Here is a 20,463-nt window from a genome sequence, read left to right as displayed (position 1 = left end):
GGGCAGATCTGATGAGGACCGTGGTCAGGTGGGTGGTCGTCCTGGTGGTCGTCCTGCACGGACTGCTCCATCTCCTCGGTGCGGCCAAGGGTTTCGGCTGGGCCGAGGTGAGCGCGCTGACAGTGCCCGTGAGCCCTGTCATGGGCGCGGCGTGGCTCGGGTCCGGAACCCTGGTGGTGGTCGCCGGTGTGCTCCTCGCCCGCGCCAGCCGTTGGTTCTGGGTCGTGGGCGCTGTCGCGACCCTGGCCTCGCAGGCGATGATCCTCTCGTCCTGGCGCGACGCCCAGGTCGGCAGCCTGGCCAACGTCGTCCTGTTGGCCGCCGTCGTCTACGGCTACCGCTCCCAGGGACCCACCAGCCATGCCGCGGAGTACCGGCGTGGCGCGACGGCTGCGCTCGCCGGCGCAAGAGGCGAGACCGTCGTGGTCACCGACCGGGACCTGACGTCACTGCCCCCGGCCCTGGCGGACTACCTCCGTGGTTGTGGCGTGGTCGGGAAACCCCGCGCCTCCAACTTCCGGCCCGCTTCCACGGGCGGATCCGCGCATCGGGCGACGCGGCCTGGATGCCGTTCACCGGAGAGCAGGTCAACACCTTCGGGCCCCGGCCGAGCCGACGGTTCCTGATGGACGCGACCCGGGGCGGGCTTCCGGTCGATGTCCTGCACGTCTACCAGGAGGCCACGGCCACCATGCGGGTCGACCTGTGCTCGCTGGTACCGATGGTCAACGCAGGCGGCCCCGAGCTGGACCGGGCCGAGACCGTCACGGTGTTCAACGACCTCTGTCTGCTTGCCCCGAGCGCCCTGGTCGGTGCCCCGATCGCCTGGCGGAGCATCGACGCTCACCGGACCGAGGGAACCTTCACCAACGGCCCACTCACCGTACGAGCCGAGCTGGTCTTCGACCAGGACCACCAGCTGGTCGACTTCGTCTCCGACGACCGTTTCCGTGCCGGCACCGACGGCAGACCGTCACGACCCGAACAGTGGTCCACCCCGATCCGTGGTCGCGGCACCGTCGACGGTACGCAGGTCGTCACCGACGGCGATGGGCGATGGCGCGGTCCCGAAGGGGACTTCACCTACCTGGAGTTCCACCTCGACGAGATCGCCTACGACGTCACCACTCCAGGGGCGGTCGAACTCGTCCGACCCGAGCGGGTGGTGCCGTCCTCAGTCATGCTCGGCGACGGCTCCGCAGCCACCACCGGCCTCCGCCCATGACGCTGCCGGTATCGCGGCTGCGCGCCACGCTCTACTGGCTGCTGGTCTCCGTCACCGTGTTCTACGCGCTGTCGGCGATCGGCGGTGGGCTCGGCATGGTCGTCGCCGACGGGTTGTCGATGCCGAAGTCCCTGCTGGCTGCCACCCCGTTCACCACCTTCGCCATCCCCGGTGTGATCTTGCTGCTCGTCGTCGGCGGCACCCAGGCGTGGGCGGCCTGGTTGCTGATCGCTCGACACGAGTCCGCCCTGCTGTGGTCGACGGTCGCGGGGTTCGGGATGGTGATCTGGATCATCAGCGAGATCTACCTGATCCACGCGTTCACCTGGATCCAGTCCATCTACGTCATCGGCGGGCTGCTGCAGCTCGTCCTGGTGCTCGCCCTGCTGGGCGTGGCGCCGTGGCTGCCCCGGCAGCTCCCCTGGATGCCTCGCACCCGCAACAGCGGGGGCGCCGCGACACGACGCGCCGGTGGACTCGACCCGTCGGTGCAGTGAGGGTCGCGATGCCACAGCTCCTCGGTAGCAGCGCACGCCGACTCGGGATCGTGTCCGCGTCCGTCACCGTGCTCCTGAGCCTTGCGTACGCCGTCCCCCTCACGGCGGGCTTGATGTCCCTCCCGTCACCAGACGCCCCGATCGGCGAGCCGTGGTTCGCGATGATGGAGATCTTGATCATCATCAGCATGCCGGCCATGGTCGCCATGATGATCGCCATACATGCATGGGCGGCGCCGAGCAGGAAGGTCTTCGCCGCGGTGGGCGTGGTCTTCATGGCTCTGACCACCGTCGTGACCAGCAGCGTGCACTTCGTCATCCTCACCGTCAGCCACCGCGCCGAGCTCCTCGGCCAGCCGTGGCTGCAGCCTGCGCTGTCGTTTCGGTGGCTGTCTGTCACCTACGCCCTCGACATCCTGGCCTGGGACGTGTTCTTCGCCATCGCTGTGCTGTCCGCCGCCGTCGTGTTCAGCGGAGACCGTCTGGCTCGGTGCGTCAGGCTCGTGTTGATCGTCAGCGGTGTGCTTGCGCGGACCGGGCTCGCCGGCATCGTCCTGGACGGCGCTCATGTCCGTAACATCGGCATCGCGGGCTACGCGGGTGTCTTCCCGGTCGCTGCGCTCCTGCTGGTGATCGTGTTCCACCGAGCCGGCGCCGCACCAACCGGTGCTCTCCGAGACGAGTCGCGGGCAGTTCTCGTCTGATGTCCGGACTCACGGGCAGCGCCGTCGTGATGCGGTCGAGGCGGTCGCGGATCGGCTCGGGACGTGTCGGAGGGAATCGCCGGCTCAGACACGGGCGTTGATCGCCACCGACGGCGGATGCTCGTTTCCCGGCTGCGATGGGACGCCGCAGTGTGCCAGCCGGTCAGCGCTGGACGGCCTTGATGATCGTGGTCGCCGCTGTCACCCAGTCGTGCTGGATCGCCGCCCCTTCGCGCAGGTGCTCCTCGTACGTCCACAACACGTTGCAGACCTCGCGGACGACGACCCAGTCCCGGACGCGGTCCTCGTCCAGGCCGGCGACGTCCACCACGGTGAACAGCCGGTCCAGCAGCGCCTGCCGGGGCGAGGCAGCGGCCATGATCTCGTCCCACCGGTTGCCCAGCAGAGGTCCGACCTCGTAGCCCGGGTCGCCGGCCAGCGGCTTCGGGTCGATGGCCAGCCACGGCTCGCGCTCGGCGGCGAGCACGTTGAAATAGTGCAGGTCGCTGTGGATGAGGGCCAGGTCGGTCTCCGGGTCACCGGCGAAGTCGCGCAGCAGGCGCTCGGCCTGGCTGACGAAGCGCCGGGAGATGAGGTTCGCGTCCAGCAGTACCGGGAGCCGTCCGAGCCACTCGCGGCACAGGTCGCTGAGCCGTCTGGTCTGGGGGAGGGGGTCCACGTGCAGCCGCCGGTAGAGCCCCGCCACGACCTCGCAGGCGTCGAGGACACCGAGAGCGTGGAGGTCCCGGTCGACGCTCGCCCGCTCCAGCAGCAGCGCGAAGCGGCGGGGGTCGGCCCGCCACAGCTCCACCGCCCCGTCGCCCTGCCACGCGCGCAGGGCGAGGTGCTCGGTCTCGGCCTCCCAGTGCGGCCAGGTCAGCTTGAGCACCGCCTCGCGTCCGTCGTCGGTTCTCACCGGCACGACCATCGCGCAGTTGCCCGACAGCGTCGGCCCGTCCACACGCAGCCGCCACTCGTGGATCAGGTCGTCACTCAGTCGGGGCGCCCGCGCCAGCCAGTCGTCCCAGGAGGGGCGACCCTCGGCCCGGGCGCGCAGTGCAGCGGGGACGTCGACCACCCCGCGACCCTACTCACCCGCGGGACGCCGGACGCCCTGTCGTCTCCCGCCCGTCCCTGCCCGTCCGTCGTCCGCATCGGGTCACCGGATCGGACCGGATTGACTCCGGCACGACTGGGTAACCTGACCCCCGGCCGCCGTCAGCCAGCGCGGCCTTCCCTCACTCACCGACGCAGGAGACAGCCATGTCCGATGTACCCACTCTGACCCTCAACGACGGCCACCGCATCCCCCAGCTCGGCTTCGGGGTCTGGCAGGTGTCCACCGAGGACATCGTCGCCTCGGTCGCCACGGCCCTCGAGATCGGCTACCGGCACATCGACACGGCAGCGATCTACGGCAACGAGGAGGGTGTCGGTCAGGCCATCGCGGACTCCGGCATCCCCCGTGACGAGCTGTTCGTCACCACCAAGCTGTGGAACGACAGCCATGGCGTCGACGCCGCCGTCCGGGCCGCCACGGACAGCCTCGCCAAGCTGCGGTTGGACTACGTCGACCTCTACCTCATCCACTGGCCGACGCCGGCCCGCGAGAACTACGTCGCCGCCTGGCACGGGCTGGAGAAGGTGCAGTCAGCCGGTCTGTCACGCTCGATCGGCGTCTCGAACTTCACCGAGGAGCACCTGCGGCGCGTGATCGCGGAAGGGTCGGTCGTGCCGGCGGTGAACCAGATCGAGGTCCACCCCACGCTCACCCAGGAAGACATCATCGCGGTGAACGACGAGCTCGGCGTCATCACCGAGGCCTACAGCCCCCTGGGCCTGTCGGCGGACCTGGAGGACGAGACGGTCCGGTCGGTCGCCGAGGCCACCGGTCGTACGCCCGCGCAGGTGATCCTGCGCTGGCACCTGCAGCTCGGTCGGGTGGTCTTCCCCAAGTCGGTCACGCCGAAGCGGATCAAGGAGAACTTCGAGGTGTTCGACTTCGAGCTGTCCGACGACCAGGTCAAGGCCATCTCGGGGGTGAACACCGACAACCGGCTGGGGTCCCACCCGAACGACTTCAACTGATCGTCGCGCCCCTGGGTCACTCCCTGGGCGAGGTCGACGGGCCGTCCGCCGCTCAGAGGACCCGGCGGATGGCCCGCTCGAAACCGGTCACGTGCGCCAGGGCCAGCGAGGCCGCGGTGTCGGCCTGACCGTCGGCGATGGCCTCGAGCAGCTCCGCGTGCTCGCGCACGTGCTCGGCCAGGTCGGGCAGCTTGTCGATCACCAGGCACCAGATCCGGGTGGCCAGGTTGTCGTAGCGGACCAGGACGTCCTCGAGGTGGGGGTTACCGGTCGCCCGGTAGACCAGCTTGTGGATCGCCAGGTCCTCGGTGATCACGGTGGTGTGGTCGTCGTCCACCACCTCGAGGTGCCGCACGTCGGCGGCGGTCGCCCGCAGCTCCGCCCGCTGCCGGGTCGTCGCGTTCTCGGCGGCACGACGGGCGGCGTGCGGCTCCAGCAGCTGGCGGAGGTCGGAGATCGCGCCGAGCTCGGTGACGTCGACGACCGTGGCGAACGTGCCCCGGCGCGCGTACGACACGACGAGGTGGTCGGTCTCCAGCCGCTTGAGGGCCTCCCGGACCGGGGTGCGGCCGACACCCAGCTCGGCGGCGAGACCGACGTCGTTGATCGGGTCGCCGGGCCGGATCCGGAGCATGATGAGCCGGTCCTTGATCTGCTCGTACGCCTGGCCGGCCAGCGACATCGCGCCGCCCCGCTCGTCACCGGTGGTCGGTAGGTGATCGATGATCATGGTCGCGGCACCCCCTGGAGGCACCGGTGCTGGCCGCCCGGTGGCCGGGGACGTCTCGATTGACAGGCCCCTTCGGCGGTGAGCATACTACGTGCGAGCGATTGATATATTAGTGACATACCAACAGTCCGGTGGAGGTTGCCGATGGCCGAGGCGCTGCCGCCCCATCCGGAGTTCCTGTGGCGGAACCCCGACCCGAAACGGTCCTACGACGCGGTCATCGTCGGCGCCGGCGGTCACGGGCTGGCCACGGCCTACTACCTGGCCAAGAACCACGGCATCACCGACATCGCGGTGCTCGAGCGTAGCTGGCTGGCGGGCGGCAACATGGCCCGGAACACCGCGATCATCCGCTCCAACTACCTGTGGGACGAGTCCTCGGCGATCTACGAGCACTCGCTGCAGCTGTGGGAGGGTCTGCCCGCCGAGCTCGACTACGACTTCCTGTTCAGCCAGCGGGGGGTGATGAACCTCGCCCACACGCTGCAGGACGTGCGCGACTCGGTCCGCCGGGTGAGTGCCAACAGGCTGAACGGCATCGACGCGGAGTGGCTGGATCCGCAGCAGGTGAAGGAGCTCTGCCCGATCATCAACATCAGCGACCGGATCCGCTACCCGGTCCTGGGGGCGACCTTCCAGCCGCGGGGCGGCATCGCCAAGCACGACCACGTGGCGTGGGCCTTCGCCCGCAAGTGCGACGAGCTCGGCGTGGACCTGATCCAGAACTGTGAGGTGACCGGCTTCGTGCGGGACGGCAACCGGGTCGTCGGCGTCGAGACCACCCGCGGGAGGATCGCCACCGGGAAGGTCGGGCTGTCGGCCGCCGGTCACTCCAGCGTGCTGGCCGCGCTGGCGGGGGTCGACCTGCCCCTGCAGTCGCACCCGCTGCAGGCCCTGGTCTCCGAGCTGCACCAACCGGTGCACCCGACCGTGGTGATGTCCAACCACGTCCACGTCTACGTCTCCCAAGCCCACAAGGGGGAGCTGGTGATGGGGGCCGGGGTCGACGCCTACAACGGCTACGGCCAGCGGGGCGGCTTCCACGTGATCGAGCACCAGATGGCGGCCGCGGTCGAGCTGTTCCCGATCTTCGCCCGGGCCCATCTGCTGCGGACGTGGGGCGGCATCGTCGACGTGACCCTGGATGCGTCCCCGATCGTCGGCACCACTCCGGTGGACAACCTGTACGTCAACTGCGGTTGGGGAACGGGAGGCTTCAAGGCCACCCCGGGGGCCGGCTGGACGTTCGCCCACACCATCGCCACCGGCACGCCCCATCCGCTGAACGCACCCTTCGCCCTGGACCGGTTCGTCAGCGGCGCCCTGATCGACGAGCACGGCGCCGCCGGCGTGGCGCACTGAGGAGCGGCGACGATGATCTTGATCGACTGCCCGCACTGCGGGCCCCGGGACGAGACCGAGTACCACTACGGCGGAGAGGCGCACGTGCCCTACCCGGCCGATCCGCAGTCCCTGACCGACGAAGAGTGGGGCCACTACCTGTTCTACCGCCGGAACCCGAAGGGACTCTTCGCCGAGCGCTGGGTCCACTCGGGGGGCTGCCGCAAGTGGTTCAACGTCCTCCGCGACACCGTCAGCTACCGCATCGAGGCCGTCTACGGACTCGATGACCCCCGTCCCACCGGTGCCCGATCGGCGGGAGGACGCGGATGACCGCACCATCCCACCGGCTCGCCTCCGGCGGCCGCATCGACCGCGCGGTCGAGATCGGTTTCACCGTGGACGGCCGGTCCTACCTCGGCCACCCCGGGGACACCCTGGCCTCGGCCCTGCTGGCCGCCGGGGTGATCGAGACCGGACCCTCGATCTACCTCGGTCGTCCCCGCGGTATCGTCGCGGCCGGCATCGAGGAGCCGAACGCGCTGGTCGACGTGCGGCGTCCGGGCCAGAGCGTGAGCGAGCCGATGGTGCCGGCCACCGTCCTGGAGCTGGTGGACGGGCTCGAGGCTCGCTACCTCTCCGGTGTCGGCACGCTCGACCCGGCCGACGACACGAGCGTCTACGACAAGGCCTACGTGCACACCGACGTCCTGGTCGTCGGGGGCGGTCCGACGGGTCTGTCCGCGGCGCGTGCGGCTGCCGCCACCGGTGCGCGGGTCATCCTCGCCGATGACCAGCCCGAGCTGGGCGGCTCCCTGCTCTCCCAGCCGAACGCCGTCGTCGACGACCTCCCCGCAGCCGACTGGCTCAGCCGCATCGAGCGGGACCTGGCGGTCGAGCCCGAGGTCACCCTGCTCAGCCGGACCAGCGTGCTCGGCAGCTATGACGCGAACTACGTGGTCGCGGTGCAGAGCCGGACCGATCATCTCGGTGCCGCCGGCCGCGACCTCCGTGGCGTGTCCCGCCAGCGGTTGTGGCACGTCCGGGCCCAGCAGGTGATCATCGCCACCGGGGCCCACGAGCGTCCCCTGGTGTTCGCCGACAACGACCGCCCCGGCGTCATGCTGGCCTCGGCAGTCCGCGCCTACCTGAACCGCTACGGCGTCGCTGCCGGCCGTCGGGTCGCCGTGGCCACCACCAACGACTCCGCGTACGCCATGCTGTCGGAGCTGGCGGCCGCCGGGGTCGAGGTCGCCGTCGTGGCCGATGCCCGGTCCGAGCTGTCCGACGTCGCTCGCGCTGCCCGGACCAGCGGCATCGAGGTGGTCGCGTCCGCCACCGTGATCGGCACCTCCGGCGCCCCGAGCGTCACGGCCGCGCAGATCTGCGCGATCGACGAGACCGGTGTTCCGGTGGGCGTGCCGACCGAGGTCGACTGCGACCTGGTCGCCGTCTCCGGCGGCTGGAGTCCGGTGGTGCACCTGCACAGCCAACGACAGGGGGCCCTGCGCTGGGACGACGACCTGGTGGCCTTCGTGCCGACCGGTGAGGTCTCCGGCCAGCAGGTGGCCGGCGCCGCCCGCGGCGTCGGCGCCCTGGACGACTGCGTGACGGACGGGGCGCGGGCCGGGATCGCTGCCGCGTTCCTGGCGGGCTTCGTCAGCGAAGCCGGCTCTCGGGCGCTGTCCGATCCCGCCCCGCCGTCGGCCGAAGCCCCGACCCGGGCGCTGTGGGTGGTGCCCGGCGCCGACGGCGAGCTGTCCCACCTGGACGCTCACTTCGTTGACCTGCAACGGGACCAGACGGTGGCCGACGTGCTCCGGGCGACAGGGGCCGGTCTGCGCAGCGTCGAGCACATCAAGCGCTACACCTCCATCAGCACCGCCAACGACCAGGGCAAGACGTCGGCGGTGAACGCGATCGGGGTGATCGCCACCGCCCTGGTCGGCGTACGACCCGGTGCGAACGGACCGGACGTGGTCGGCCCGGGAGCCGTGGGAACCACCACCTACCGGGCGCCCTACGCACCGGTCGCCTTCGCGGCCCTGGCCGGCCGGGACCGCGGCGACCTGTTCGACCCCGCCCGGTTGACCCCCATCCACCACTGGCACGTCGCCGCCGGCGCCGAGTTCGAGAGCGTTGGTCAGTGGTTACGGCCCTGGTACTACCCGCGACCGGGGGAGTCGATGGACGAGGCGGTGCTGCGTGAGTGCGCCGCCGTCCGGACCTCGGTGGGCATGATGGACGCCACCACCCTGGGCAAGATCGAGATCGCCGGCGCCGACGCGGGGGAGTTCCTCAACCGGATCTACACCAACGCCTTCGCCAAGCTGGCCCCCGGATCGGCCCGCTACGGGGTGATGTGCACCCCCGACGGAATGATCTTCGACGACGGCGTCACGCTGCGCCTCGACCAGCGCCGCTTCTTCATGACCACCACCACCGGCGGAGCGGCGCGGGTCCTGGACTGGCTGGAGGACTGGCACCAGACCGAGTGGGCCGACCTGGACGTCATCGTGACCTCGGTCACCGAGCAGTGGACCACCGTGGCCGTGGTCGGTCCGAAGTCGCGTGCGGTGATCGCGGCGCTCGCGCCGGACCTGGACGTGAGCAACGAGGCGTTCGGCTTCATGACGTTCACCGAGACCACGCTGGCGTCCGGCATCCCGGCTCGGGTCTGCCGGATCTCCTTCTCCGGCGAGCTGGCCTTCGAGGTGAACGTGTCCGGCTGGTACGGGGCACAGGTGTGGGAGGACATCCACGACGCCGGGGCGCCGTTCGGCATCACGCCGTACGGGACCGAGACGATGCACGTGCTGCGGGCGGAGAAGGGCTACCCGATCGTCGGTCAGGACACCGACGGCAGCGTCACCCCGCAGGACGCCGGCATGGGGTGGGTGGTCTCCAAGACCAAGGAGTTCCTGGGCAAGCGGTCCTTCACCCGCAGCGACACCGCTCGCCCCGATCGCAAGCACCTGGTCTCGGTGCTGCCCGTCGACCCGACGCTGCGGCTGCCGGAGGGCACCCAGCTGATCGCGCAGACCTCGACGGTGGAGGGTCTGCGACCGGTGCCGATGCTGGGACACGTCACCTCCAGCTACCACAGCGCAGCGCTGGGCCGGTCGTTCGCGCTGGCGCTGATCAAGAACGGCCGGAACCTGATCGGCCGGACGCTGACCGCTGCGGTGGGCGACGAGCTCGTCGACGTGGTGGTGGCCGAGACCGTTCTCTACGACCCCGAAGGGAAGCGCCGCGATGGTTGAGTCCGCCGTCGTCACCTCGTCCCCGGTGACCTCCCCGCCCGTCGCCGCGCACCGTCCGGCCGCCGAGGGCGCGGGCGGGCCGCGCCGGGTCAGCCCGGCCGCGCACCTGACCGAGCGGTTCGCCGCCGGAGAGGTGGTCGGCCCCCGCGCCGTCTCCCTGCGGGAGGTGCCGTTCCTCACCATGGTGGGACTGCGGTCCGTCCCAGGGTCTGCGGCGGCCGGACGCCTGGAGCGTGCCCTCGGGACCTCACTACCGCTGCGCTGCGGTGAGGTCACCACCTCCGCCGCCGGGTCGTCGGTGCTCTGGCTGTCCCCGGACGAGTTCCTGGTGGTCGACGACCGACCGCCGGCCGCCCTGACCGACGGGCTGGTCGAGGCCCTCGGGGACGGACCGGGAGCGGTCCTCGACCTGTCGGCCAACCGCACTACGCTCGCCCTGGCCGGACCGTCGGCGCGGGCGGTGCTGGAGAAGGGGTGCCCGCTCGACCTGCACCCGCGCAGCTTCGCCGTCGGGACCGCCTGGCTGACCATGATCGGCGCGGTTCCCGTGCTGCTGTGGAAGACCGGTGACGACGCCTTCTGGATCATGCCCCGGTCGTCCTACGCCGACTTCCTGGGTCGCTGGCTGATCGACGCGATGGAGGAGTTCGCCGGCCCCGGCTGACCCTGTCCGACGCGGGCGCCCGCGCTGCGGCATCGTTTGCCTGCACGAGCGTCGAGAGGGCGTGCGGGCGGCCGGGTCCAGCATCGTTCGCCCGCAGGTGTCGAAGACGTGGCACGGGTGCCCTTGTCGGGCAGGGCGTGCCCGAGAGCGCCGCATCCGCGCCACCGAGTTCCGCTGTGGTCATGGGGAATACCGCAGACGCAACCCGGGTCGTCTTCGCCGGGGAGAACCCGATGATCATGCTCTACCGGCCCGGTGGAGAGGACCTGGTGGTAGCAGCCCGCCCCGTGGTTCCTCGGCGGCGAGACAAGCCCGACCCATGGGTGCCAGCGCTGCGAGCGGTTGGCGGCCGCCTCCTGGTGCCGGCTTGCTCACCCATGCCGGGTGCTGGTCACGGTGCGAACCAACGACAACCGCTCGGTGATCCGATCTCTGGTCTGGTGGAGCCGATGAGGCAGGAGGGCTTACTGGTCTTCGACTACGGAAACGCACCACGATCGTGCGAACCGAGGCGCTGGCTCAGCTGAGCAGCGAGCCATCCACACGGTCCCGTCAAGCATCCACTGCGCCACGATCATGGTTCAGTCAGCAGCGACACACCCGGACGCGGGCCAGTCGAGGAGCCGAGCCCCGAGGACAGCGATCTGCAAGGCAAGACCGTCGACCGGGTCGGCGGGGTTGCTGCCGGTCAACGCCTCGATTCTGGCCAGGCGGTAGGTGACGGTGCGCACTGACACGTGCAGCCGGCGTGCGGTCTCGGTGGCGACCGCCCCCGTCGCGTAGTACGTCTCCAGGGTGTGCAGCAACGGTTCCGCTCCGCCACGTGCGCGGGTGAGGGGAGTGAGCACTCCGTGCACCAGGTCGACCAGCGCTGCCTGGTCGCGGCCGATCACCCGGTAGAGAAGGAGGTCCGCGGCCCGGATGGTGGCCGCATCGAGCTGGAGCCGGCGGGCGAGCCGCAGGGCTTCCCGGGCCTGCTCGTAAGACTGGGCGATGCCGTAGGCGCCTTGGTGGGGCTGGCCGGTGCCAACCTGCCAATGATGGTCCCCGGTGTGTCGGCGGAGCTGGTTGCGGAGGTACTCGACCGCCGGTGGGCGGTTCCCGTTCGCTGGGGTGCCCTCGGCGGCGGGTTCGCCGGGCAGGATGACGACGAGAAAGGTGTCCTTGGTGGCGACCAGCACCTCACGGTCCCCGTAGCGATCGACCACGGCACGCTCGATGGGGCTGGCTGCCCGGTCCAGCTGGTGAGCAGACGAGGAGCCGGGTTCGGCGAGGAGAACCTGGTGGGTCCGGCTGAGGTCGAGACCGAACGGCTGCGCGCGCTGGATCAGCCGGGCGACGTCGGCGTCGCCCCGGAGAAGATCGTCGATGAACTCCCGTCGAACGGATTCCTCCTGACGGATCATGGCCCGCCGGGCCGCTTGGTGGCCGTCGATCAACACCTCGACCGCCTCGTTCACCACCCTCAGCATCGTCTCCGCCGCCGCCTTGGTGCCACCAGCCGCGTGCCCCACGGTGGCTGGCATCGCCCGCCACAGACGCCACGCGGCCGACAGGTACAGGTCGACGGCCTGGTCGGCGTCCACGCCCGCCGCGGCGGTCAGCTCACCCAGCTCCCGCAGGGCGGTCAGCTGGGACGGCTGGGGCCGCCGCCCCTCGGTCGCGGCGTCGGACAGGATCTGGAGGTACTCGCCCAGCAGCTGAACCGACACACCGGCCTCTGCGGCCGTGCGTGCCGCCACCTGCGACACCCAATCCGCCCTGCCTCGCTGGTCGAAGTTCGGGTCTGGGTCACGTGTCACAGCATTCCCTCTCGTCCGCCCACAATCCCAATGTAGTTGCCGACGTCCGGCAATGACACCGCGTCGATGATGACCGACTCTGCCTCTATCGGGTCGAGCGCCGTTCGGGGACGATAGAGACATCAGCGCCACTTGGCGCTGCCCGACCTAGGAGGAGTGCTCGATGCCCAGACATCACGATCGCCGAGCACGGCTGGACCTCCACAACGTCAGCGTCGACATCGTCGCTGCCGAGGCCGGACGGTGCGGTTTCACCCACCTGGCCAGCGGGCGCGTCTGCCTGCGTCCCCATCGACACCCGGGGTCCTGCCACCTGCAGAGGACCGTCACGACGGCTACCCCCGCGTCGACGACACGTCTGGCCTAGCACCACCGCACCACACCACACACGTCAACGCTGCGCCGCAGCGTTGCCGGCCGATGCTTGCCATCAGGCCGGTTGTCGCTGTACCCGAGGAGCCGACCATGACCATGGAACTCACTGACACCACAGGCATGCCCGCACCAGCCGCCGCGCAGCTGGCAGCGGTGCGTACCGAGTTGGAGCAGCAGCGCCGCTTCCGCGTGGAGCAGCTCGAGGAGGCTGAGGTCGACGCTGCCGAGGCGTTGGCCGCCGCCGACGACGCCCGCCTGCAGGTGATCCGTTCACTGTTCATCACCACCGAAGCAGCTCTGCGGGAGATCAACGTCGCGCTGGCCCGCCTCGACCACGGTACGTACGGCACCTGTGAGCACTGCCACCAGCCCATCCCGATCGAACGGCTCGAGGTGTTGCCCACCAGCCGGTCCTGCACGCCGTGTCAGGCGCGAGCCGATATCGCCCGGGTCCGCAGAGGTGGACACAGCCGCCGGCCTGTCGCCGGCCCGGCAAGCCGGGCCGCCAGCGCGCCCTCGCAGTAGACCGTCTGGTCGCCTCACCACCTGCCCGGGGCCCCGTGCCCACCAGGCATCTCGGGCCGGTCCGCCATGCTGACCCGCTCAAAACCGATCCGAGCTGTGATCCGTTACCCATCACCTGACCAACCTCGCCCGAGGATCGGACGCGGGACGCCAGCAGGTGTCCACCGCAGTCCGCGACGGGCCCCATGCGGACCGAGCCCCGAACAGGAACCCTGTCGGGCCGCTCAAGGCCGCTGCCCGCACCCAACGCCCGTGTGGCCGCTACCGGCCGCACCTCTCGACTGAAGGACGCAGCCCCCATGACCACCGCCGACACCCTTTTGATGAGCCGTCGATCTCGCCGGCAACAGACCCGTGCTGACTCGCGGACTCGCACCGCCAGTCTCGATGGCCCCCCGCTCGAGCGCCAGCTGCTGCTCCTCTCGTTGACGACGGTGGCGTGCGTTGCGCTCACCTTGTTCTTTCTCCGGCTCGGCATTCCCGGCGCCGCCTTCGTCTTTCTGGGTCTCGGCGTTCTCCTCCTCAGCAGGGGCCACCCAGAGTAGGAATCAGCTGCCGCAACACCTCGACGCGAACGAACGACGCACCGGTCCTGCCCTCGCAATCTGCGGCGAAACAGGCGCGTCACGGCGCGGTGGGATCGCCCCCATCCGCGGCTTGCAGTACACACAGGCAAAAGGATGACTGTCATGTTGACTCTGCGGGAAAGGCGGCTGTTCGACGACCTCGAACGCCAGTTCTACGCCACCGACCCCCACCCGACCGAACCCGTTGACGCAGGTGGCTCGTCGAAGACATGGGTCTTGGAGGCCGCCATGGGGATCTGCGTGGCTACGGTCGCCATCTGTGGCCTCCTTGGGTCACCAGAAGGCGTCGTCTGCTTCACCGGCACCATGATGATCTTGGCCTTCGTGCACTACCACCTCTGATGCCAGCAGACCCCTGCTGCTCCGGCTCGCCGTGGTCGTGGTGCTGTTCGGCACGGTCGTGATCGTCTTCGGGACCCTCCGCTTCCGGGGCCAGCTCGCTCGCCCCGGGGACAGCACCGGCGGCTCCAGCGGACAGGACGCCTCGCCCAACGTCAACCGCCAGCAGGTTCCACGGATCAACCACCGCACGGCGATCGCGCAATCCCCGACGCCGCCACGGGACGGACACACCTACGGAAACAGAGAGGGACATGACCACCGTCACCCATCCCGCCCCCGACCGGGTCGTCGTCATCGGCGCCGGAATGGTGGGCCTGTCCACCGCCTGGTTCTTGCAGGAGCACGGAGTCCAGGTCACGGTCCTGGAGCGGACAGGGGTGGCGGCGGGCTCATCCTGGGGAAACGCTGGCTGGTTGACGCCCGGCGTCGCGACACCCCTGCCGGAGCCGGCCGTCCTCAGGTACGGGTTGCGCGCAGCCCTGTCACCCTCCTCCCCGGTCTACGTGCCGCCGAGCGTCAAGCCGGCACTGCTTCGGTTCCTCACCGGCTTTGTCCGTCATTCGACGTCGAAGGCGTGGAGAACGGCGATGGGGCACCTGGTGCCCCTCAACGACCTGTCCTTGGAGAGCTTCGACCGGCTCGCCCGGGGCGGGGTCCCCGCCGACACACGCGACGCCGGGTCCTTCCTCGCGGCGTACCGCACCGAGGCGGAGCGAAAGACGCTGCTCGAAGAGATCCAGCACATCCACGCGGCCGGTCAGACCGTCGAGTTCGAGGCGCTCACGGGCGACCAAGCCCGCACGATCGAACCGCACCTGTCGCACGAGATCGGTGCTGCCATCCTGCTCAAGGGTCAACGGTTCCTCGACCCCGGACGCTACGTCCACGCACTCGCCGAATCGGTGAGTGACCGCGGCGGCACGATCATGGATGACGTGACGGTCTCACGTCTTCGGGACGTCGGCTCCGCGGTGGTCGTGTCTACCGCCGATGGTTCGGTCGAGCAGTTCGATGGAGCGGTCATCGCGACCGGCGCCTGGCTCGGCGAGCTCGCCCGCCCGTTCGGGGTGCGGAACGTCGTTCAAGCGGGCCGGGGGTACTCGTTCTCGGTCGCCATCGACCAGGTCCCGGAAAGTCCGCTGTACTTCCCGGCGCAGCGGGTCGCGTGTACGCCCATCGGCGACCGGCTGCGTATCGCCGGGATGATGGAGTTCCGAGAGCCCGAGGCCGCGCTCGATCGCCGCCGCGTGGAGGCGATCGCCGACGCCGCCCGTCCGCTGCTGCACGGCATCGACGTTGCTGACCGCCAGGACGAATGGGTGGGCTCCCGTCCGTGCACGGTCGACGGCCTGCCACTCATCGGAGCCACGAAGAGCCCCCGGGTCTATGTCGCAGGTGGCCACGGTATGTGGGGCATCACCCACGGTCCGGTCACCGGCCGTCTCCTCGCGCAGATGATGGTGACGGGCAAGCACCCCGAACACATCAGACCATTCGACCCTCTGCGGCGGAACTGATTCATGCAGGCGGGCCGCCGGGTCGTCGTCAGTCAGTCGACCAGCTCGAGCTCGGGCTCTCTCGGTGACCCGGAGGCCTGACACCCGACTATCACGTCCCGGCGGAGACTGGCACATGGAGCTCTCGCTCGGAAGTGACGGTGCTTGTCGCTTCGTGCGGCGTGAGCCCGGCGGTGTCGGTTGGGGCATTTCGCGGGCCGCGACGACGGGACGAGGCGAGCCGGATCGTCGAGCTGGAATGAAGGTGCGGTGACGTCGGATGAGGAACACCTGGGCATTTGTCAAGGGGCTTACGGACTGCTTGACAGCGACCGGTGGTCCTCTTTTCCCGAGAATCTTCACTGCCTTCGCGGACTCCACGAGATCGTCATGATTTCGCGGTTGCTGTCGAGTGGGATCCCGGTATAGTCCGAGGCAGACGGGTGTCGAGTTGTCGGTGTCAAACGAATCCGTTTGACGACCACATTCGATGAGGTGGGGGCCAGTGGATGGCTGAACCAACAGATCGCGCTGTTGATTCCGGACCGGTTTCGCTCGGTCGTCCGGGGGCCCACTCTGTCACAGCAGAGGACTCGTCACGCACCGAAGAACAAGGTGGTGGTCCAGCGCCCCGTGGGCTGGCCCTTCTCCTTGTCGGCGGGATCATGGCGCTGATCTCGCCGGTGATCGCGTTCCTGGTCGGGACCTATGCCGACACCCAGGTGGCGCTGTGGCTGCTGGTCGGGATCGGGGTGGGCGCAGTCGGAGTGGTGGTGACGATCCTGGGCGGTCTGCGCCTGCACAAAGACCTGAGCCACCGCTCCCCGGATTGACGAGACGGCACCGTACGACCGCGGCGTCCTGCTGGCCGCTGGAAACCCTGGTGACGCCGACACCGATCGCTGCGTGAGCAGACGTCCACCCGATTTCGACCCTTACCCCGTGACCCATGGAGGCTCCGATGAGCACCGACACCGATCAGCGCCTTCCCGGGCGCGACCGTCGAGCGATGCTGATCAGCAAGGGCTGGGTCCAGGGTGTCGCCATCGTGATGATCTTCGGGTTCTTCGTGATGGGGATCCTCGCGTATCGGACCTACACGGCGTCCATGCCGCAACCGGAGAAGGTCGTCAGCGGCAGCGGGGAGACGGTGTTCACCACGGCAGACATCACCGCTGGACAGGAGCTCTTCAACCGCCGGGGCCTGATGCAGTACGGGTCCATCGTCGGACATGGCGCGTACCTCGGTCCTGATTACACCGCCGACTACCTGCGTCGCTCAGCCGACTTCGTGGAGGAGCAGCTGCGGAGGCAGGGATCGGCCGATCCACGCGCGGACCTGATCGAGGAGTTCCGCACCAACCGCTACGACAAGGCCACTGGCGTCCTGACCTTCACCGACAACCAGGCGCTGGCCTTCGAGGCCCTCAAGACGCACTACGGAGCGTTCTTCGGTGAGGACTCGACGAAGAACGGCCTCATCCCCCGGTTGATCACGGATCCGCAGGAGATCCACCAGCTGACGGCCTTCTTCGGCTGGACAGCATGGGCGGCCGCGGCCGAGCGACCGGGTCATGACTACTCCTACACCAACAACTGGCCCGCCGAGCCCCGGGTCGACAACGGTCCTACCGCCGACCTGGTGATCTGGAGCGTCTTGTCGCTGGTCGTGCTCTTGGTCGGCACCGGCGGTTTGTTCGCCGTCTACGGGCGCTGGAGCCAGAGCATCGGCTGGCACAGTGCGGAAGCGCCGGTGCTGTCGTTCCGGCAGCCGGGTGAGGTGGCGCTGACACCGTCTCAGCGTGCTACCGCTTGGTTCTTCTTCGTGATCGCCGGGTTGTTCCTGGTCCAGGCGTTGCTAGGGGCGGCCGCTGAGCACTACCGGGCAGATCTGCTGAGCTTCTTCGGCATCGATCTCGCGCGGCTTCTCCCGTTCAACCTGGCGCGGACCTGGCACCTCCAGCTGTCGCTGTTGTGGACCGCGGCCGGGTTCTTGGCGGCGGGCATCTTCTTGACCCCGTTCATCGGTGATCGTGAGCCGAAGCGACAGTCGACCCTGGTCTACATCCTGTTCGGGGCTGTCGTGGTGGTGACGGTGGGAAGCCTGTTGAGCGAGGCGCTCTCCATCCACGGTGTCGCCTGGGCCAAGGGGCCGCTTTTCGAGCAGCAGTGGGAGTACCTCGATCTGCCCCGAGTCTGGCAGGCACTCTTGACGCTCGGGCTCTTCATCTGGATTGCCATCATCTACCGCGGAATTCGGACCAGGTTGAAGTCGGAATCCCGGGGCAACATGCCGTGGTTGTTCTTGTTCTCGGGCCTAGCCATTCCGGTCTTCTATGCAGTGGGTATGTTGGCCGGCAATGAAACACGGCTCTCGGTGGCGGAGTTCTGGCGTTTCTGGGTGGTTCACCTGTGGGTGGAAGATTTCCTCGAGCTGTTCACGACGGTGATGGTGGCGTATATCTTCGTCATGCTGGGAGTGGTGCGCGAGAGGATCGCACTCGGCATCATCTTCTTGGATGTGATCTTGTATTCCGCCGGCGGCGTCATCGGCACGATGCATCACCTGTACTTCTCCGGGACCCCGGTGGAGCACATGGCTCTGGGTGCCTTCTTCTCCGCTGCCGAGGTGATACCGCTGACCTTCTTGACCGTGGAGGCGTGGACGTTCCTGCAGCTGGGCGCGCGGCAGGAGAAGAGGTCCAGTGCACCGTTCCCGCACCGTTGGGCGGTCATGTTCTTGGTCGCCGTGGGTTTCTGGAACTTCCTCGGCGCAGGCGTCTTCGGCTTCTTGGTGAACCTGCCCATCGTGTCCTACTACGAGATCGGCACCGCCTTGACCGCGAATCATGCGCACGGGGCCATGATGGGCGTCTACGGCATGTTGGCGGTCGGCCTCTCCCTCTTCGCGCTGCGCTACATCATCCCGCCACAGAAGTGGCCCGAGCGGATGGCCAAGCTGTGCTTCTGGTCACTGAACATCGGATTGGCCTGGATGGTCTTCGCGACTCTGCTACCGCTCGGGGTGCTACAGCTGTACCACTCGGTTCGCTTCGGCTACTACGAAGCTCGTTCGCTGGGCTTCATCACGACGCCGGGCAACGCCCTGCTCGAGTGGACCCGTCTGCCGGGGGATCTGCTCTTCATCATCGGTGGCTGCATCCCGTTCCTCTGGATCTGCTTCCAGGGTCTGCGGTACTTCCGCAGCGGACCGACGACGATGGAGCTCCCCGCCGACGCGCTCTACACGGAGACCCAGCCAGTGACGGCCGCTTCGCTCCGGGATGGTCCCCCGTGATGTCGATCAACGTCCTGCTCGTCTGTGGCTACACCCTCTTCCTGGTGCTGACGGCCTACGGGTTCGACCACCTGGCCAAACGGACCGCTGTCAAAGCACGACGCTGGCGGACCGGGTCCTTCCGCTACCACCAGGACCACGACGCCTGGAAGTGTCCGCAGGACCAGTGGTTGTGGCCGACGTCATTCGACCCGGAGCAGCGCGTCGTCCGCTACCGCGCCAAACCCTCGGTCTGCAACTCCTGCCCCGTCAAGGACACCTGCACCACATCGAGCCACGGGCGCGAGGTGAGCCGCGAGATCGACCCCTGGCCCTACTCAGAAGCCGGCCGATTCCACCGGGGGATCGCCTGTGCGATCGCGGTCCTGGCCGTCGTCCTCCCGGCCGCGATGCTGCTGTCCCGGCCGTCTGCGATGGACCTGCTCGCCCTGCTGGCCGCCATCGGCATCGGCATCGGCGCAGGCATCCCTCTGGCGCGACACCTCTGGAGGTCACCCACGGGGTTCCCCGAGCACATACCCCAGGTCTCCGTCTACGAGGAAGCGTCGACCGATCGCTTCTCGACCACGTGGGGGTCGTTCAGCCGCCGACCGAGAACGTCAGCACCAGAGGAGAACACCACGCCATGACGACGGCGATCATCGTGGGACTGACCCTGCTGGTCGTGGCGATCCTGGCAGCGACCACCTCCCTGCGAGTACTGCGGGAGTACGAGCGAGGCGTCGTCTTCCGACTCGGCCGCCTCCAGACCCTCTACGACCCAGGACTGCGACGAGTGCTTCCGCTCGTCGACCGGATGATCAAAGTCGATCTCCGGTTGGTGACGCTGACGATTCCGCCCCAGGAGGTGATCACCCGCGACAACGTTCCGGCGCGCGTCAATGCCGTTGTGCTCTTCCGTGTCATCGATCCGGTCAAGTCGGTGATGGAGGTGGAGAACTTCGCTGTTGCCACCTCGCAGATTGCTCAGACCTCACTGCGGTCACTGCTCGGCAGGGTCGATCTGGATACGTTGCTCGCCCACCGCGAGAACCTGAACGAGGACCTGGCCACGACCATTGCGGCGCAGACCATGCCGTGGGGCGTCGAGGTCAGGGTGGTGGAGATCAAGGACGTGGAGATCCCCGAAGCGATGCAGCGGGCCATGGCCCGAGAGGCGGAGGCAGAGCGCGAACGTCGGGCGAAGATCATCAACGCCCGCGGTGAGCTCCAGGCTTCCGAAGAGCTGCGCCAAGCTGCCGAGATCCTGAGTCGCAATCCGGCTTCGCTGCAGCTGCGCTACCTGCAGACTCTGCTCGAGCTCGGCGCCGACCAGAACTCCACGGTCGTCTTTCCCCTCCCCATCGACATCGTCGGTCCCTTCCTGAACAGCATGGTCCACCACGACGTCAGCACGACGGTGGAGAGAGCCACATCGGCGACCAACGGGACCGAGGTTCCGCGGTGACGATGCCGTGATGGAGCCGGACACCCCTGGTCGACGTGGGGTCCTCCGATCTCCTGGAGGCATCGGCTATGAGTCGTCA

The 20,463-nt window shown here is 68.7% G+C and carries 20 protein-coding genes; 17 read left to right on the top strand and 3 right to left on the bottom strand.

The window, feature by feature from the left end:
• Positions 1-20 precede the first annotated feature (20 nt).
• The 4 genes from ABD714_RS07820 to ABD714_RS07805 are packed head-to-tail and all read left to right on the top strand — an operon-like array spanning position 21 to position 2,426.
• Entirely contained in the window at positions 21-626 is a 606-nt protein-coding gene (locus ABD714_RS07820; RefSeq protein ID WP_344811742.1) for a hypothetical protein, read from the top strand.
• Complete coding sequence (locus tag ABD714_RS07815) at positions 566-1,225, top strand: DUF6544 family protein (protein ID WP_344811741.1); 660 nt, start codon at positions 566-568, stop codon at positions 1,223-1,225. The genes ABD714_RS07820 and ABD714_RS07815 overlap by 61 nt, the downstream gene beginning before the upstream one ends.
• A complete protein-coding gene (locus tag ABD714_RS07810) occupies positions 1,222-1,722 on the top strand; it encodes a hypothetical protein (protein WP_344811740.1) in 501 nt (166 codons plus the stop codon). Before ABD714_RS07815 ends, ABD714_RS07810 begins: the two co-directional genes overlap by 4 nt.
• A gap of 50 nt (positions 1,723-1,772) precedes the next feature.
• Positions 1,773-2,426, top strand: a complete 654-nt coding sequence (locus tag ABD714_RS07805) for a hypothetical protein (RefSeq protein ID WP_344811739.1) — start codon at positions 1,773-1,775, stop codon at positions 2,424-2,426.
• Between the two features lie 163 nt (positions 2,427-2,589).
• Here the strand turns inward: ABD714_RS07805 and ABD714_RS07800 are convergent, their stop codons facing one another.
• Entirely contained in the window at positions 2,590-3,504 is a 915-nt protein-coding gene (locus tag ABD714_RS07800) for an aminoglycoside phosphotransferase family protein (RefSeq protein WP_344811738.1), read from the bottom strand.
• A 185-nt stretch (positions 3,505-3,689) separates the two neighbouring features.
• On the opposite strand from ABD714_RS07800, the gene ABD714_RS07795 reads away from it, so the two are divergent.
• Positions 3,690-4,514 carry an aldo/keto reductase gene (locus ABD714_RS07795; protein WP_344811737.1) on the top strand — a complete coding sequence of 275 codons (825 nt, stop codon included), beginning with the start codon at positions 3,690-3,692 and terminating at the stop codon, positions 4,512-4,514.
• 52 nt (positions 4,515-4,566) lie between these two features.
• Here ABD714_RS07795 and ABD714_RS07790 read toward each other — a convergent pair whose 3' ends face one another.
• Positions 4,567-5,244 carry a GntR family transcriptional regulator gene (locus ABD714_RS07790; RefSeq protein WP_344811736.1) on the bottom strand — a complete coding sequence of 226 codons (678 nt, stop codon included), beginning with the start codon at positions 5,242-5,244 and terminating at the stop codon, positions 4,567-4,569.
• 144 nt (positions 5,245-5,388) lie between these two features.
• Between ABD714_RS07790 and ABD714_RS07785 the strand changes: the two genes are divergently transcribed.
• Genes ABD714_RS07785 through ABD714_RS07770 form a run of 4 tightly spaced genes read left to right on the top strand, consistent with a single transcriptional unit; the run spans position 5,389 to position 10,512 of the window.
• On the top strand, positions 5,389-6,606 hold the full coding sequence (locus ABD714_RS07785) for a sarcosine oxidase subunit beta family protein (protein ID WP_344811735.1): 1,218 nt from the start codon (positions 5,389-5,391) through the stop codon (positions 6,604-6,606).
• Between the two features lie 12 nt (positions 6,607-6,618).
• The gene (locus ABD714_RS07780; RefSeq protein ID WP_344811734.1) at positions 6,619-6,918 is read left to right on the top strand and encodes a sarcosine oxidase subunit delta; all 300 of its coding nucleotides are present in this window, start codon (positions 6,619-6,621) and stop codon (positions 6,916-6,918) included.
• Positions 6,915-9,848 (top strand): 2Fe-2S iron-sulfur cluster-binding protein, encoded by a 2,934-nt coding sequence (locus ABD714_RS07775; RefSeq protein WP_344811733.1) that lies wholly within the window; start codon positions 6,915-6,917, stop codon positions 9,846-9,848. The genes ABD714_RS07780 and ABD714_RS07775 overlap by 4 nt, the downstream gene beginning before the upstream one ends.
• Positions 9,841-10,512, top strand: coding sequence for a sarcosine oxidase subunit gamma (locus tag ABD714_RS07770; protein WP_344811732.1), 672 nt, complete (start codon positions 9,841-9,843; stop codon positions 10,510-10,512). Before ABD714_RS07775 ends, ABD714_RS07770 begins: the two co-directional genes overlap by 8 nt.
• A gap of 581 nt (positions 10,513-11,093) precedes the next feature.
• Here the strand turns inward: ABD714_RS07770 and ABD714_RS07765 are convergent.
• A complete protein-coding gene (locus ABD714_RS07765) occupies positions 11,094-12,254 on the bottom strand; it encodes a PucR family transcriptional regulator (RefSeq protein ID WP_344811731.1) in 1,161 nt (386 codons plus the stop codon).
• A 525-nt stretch (positions 12,255-12,779) separates the two neighbouring features.
• On the opposite strand from ABD714_RS07765, the gene ABD714_RS07760 reads away from it, so the two are divergent.
• The 8 genes from ABD714_RS07760 (at position 12,780) to ABD714_RS07725 (ending at position 20,384) form a co-directional block, all read left to right on the top strand.
• A complete protein-coding gene (locus ABD714_RS07760; protein WP_344811730.1) occupies positions 12,780-13,214 on the top strand; it encodes a TraR/DksA C4-type zinc finger protein in 435 nt (144 codons plus the stop codon).
• A gap of 299 nt (positions 13,215-13,513) precedes the next feature.
• Positions 13,514-13,759, top strand: coding sequence for a hypothetical protein (locus ABD714_RS07755; protein ID WP_344811729.1), 246 nt, complete (start codon positions 13,514-13,516; stop codon positions 13,757-13,759).
• Between the two features lie 144 nt (positions 13,760-13,903).
• Complete coding sequence (locus tag ABD714_RS07750) at positions 13,904-14,143, top strand: DUF3040 domain-containing protein (protein ID WP_344811728.1); 240 nt, start codon at positions 13,904-13,906, stop codon at positions 14,141-14,143.
• 251 nt (positions 14,144-14,394) lie between these two features.
• Entirely contained in the window at positions 14,395-15,660 is a 1,266-nt protein-coding gene (locus tag ABD714_RS07745) for an NAD(P)/FAD-dependent oxidoreductase (protein ID WP_344811727.1), read from the top strand.
• Between the two features lie 644 nt (positions 15,661-16,304).
• A complete protein-coding gene (locus ABD714_RS07740; RefSeq protein WP_344811726.1) occupies positions 16,305-16,472 on the top strand; it encodes a hypothetical protein in 168 nt (55 codons plus the stop codon).
• A gap of 128 nt (positions 16,473-16,600) precedes the next feature.
• Positions 16,601-18,937 carry a nitric-oxide reductase large subunit gene (locus tag ABD714_RS07735; RefSeq protein WP_344811725.1) on the top strand — a complete coding sequence of 779 codons (2,337 nt, stop codon included), beginning with the start codon at positions 16,601-16,603 and terminating at the stop codon, positions 18,935-18,937.
• Positions 18,937-19,566, top strand: coding sequence for a hypothetical protein (locus ABD714_RS07730; protein ID WP_344811724.1), 630 nt, complete (start codon positions 18,937-18,939; stop codon positions 19,564-19,566). The genes ABD714_RS07735 and ABD714_RS07730 overlap by 1 nt, the downstream gene beginning before the upstream one ends.
• Entirely contained in the window at positions 19,563-20,384 is an 822-nt protein-coding gene (locus ABD714_RS07725; RefSeq protein WP_344811723.1) for a slipin family protein, read from the top strand. Before ABD714_RS07730 ends, ABD714_RS07725 begins: the two co-directional genes overlap by 4 nt.
• Positions 20,385-20,463 lie beyond the last annotated feature (79 nt).

The sequence above is a fragment of the Microlunatus aurantiacus genome (assembly GCF_039536605.1).
Classification (GTDB): domain Bacteria; phylum Actinomycetota; class Actinomycetes; order Propionibacteriales; family Propionibacteriaceae; genus Microlunatus; species Microlunatus aurantiacus.
Note: the sequence above shows the minus strand (reverse complement) of the source record. Positions and strands in the feature narration are given on the sequence as shown.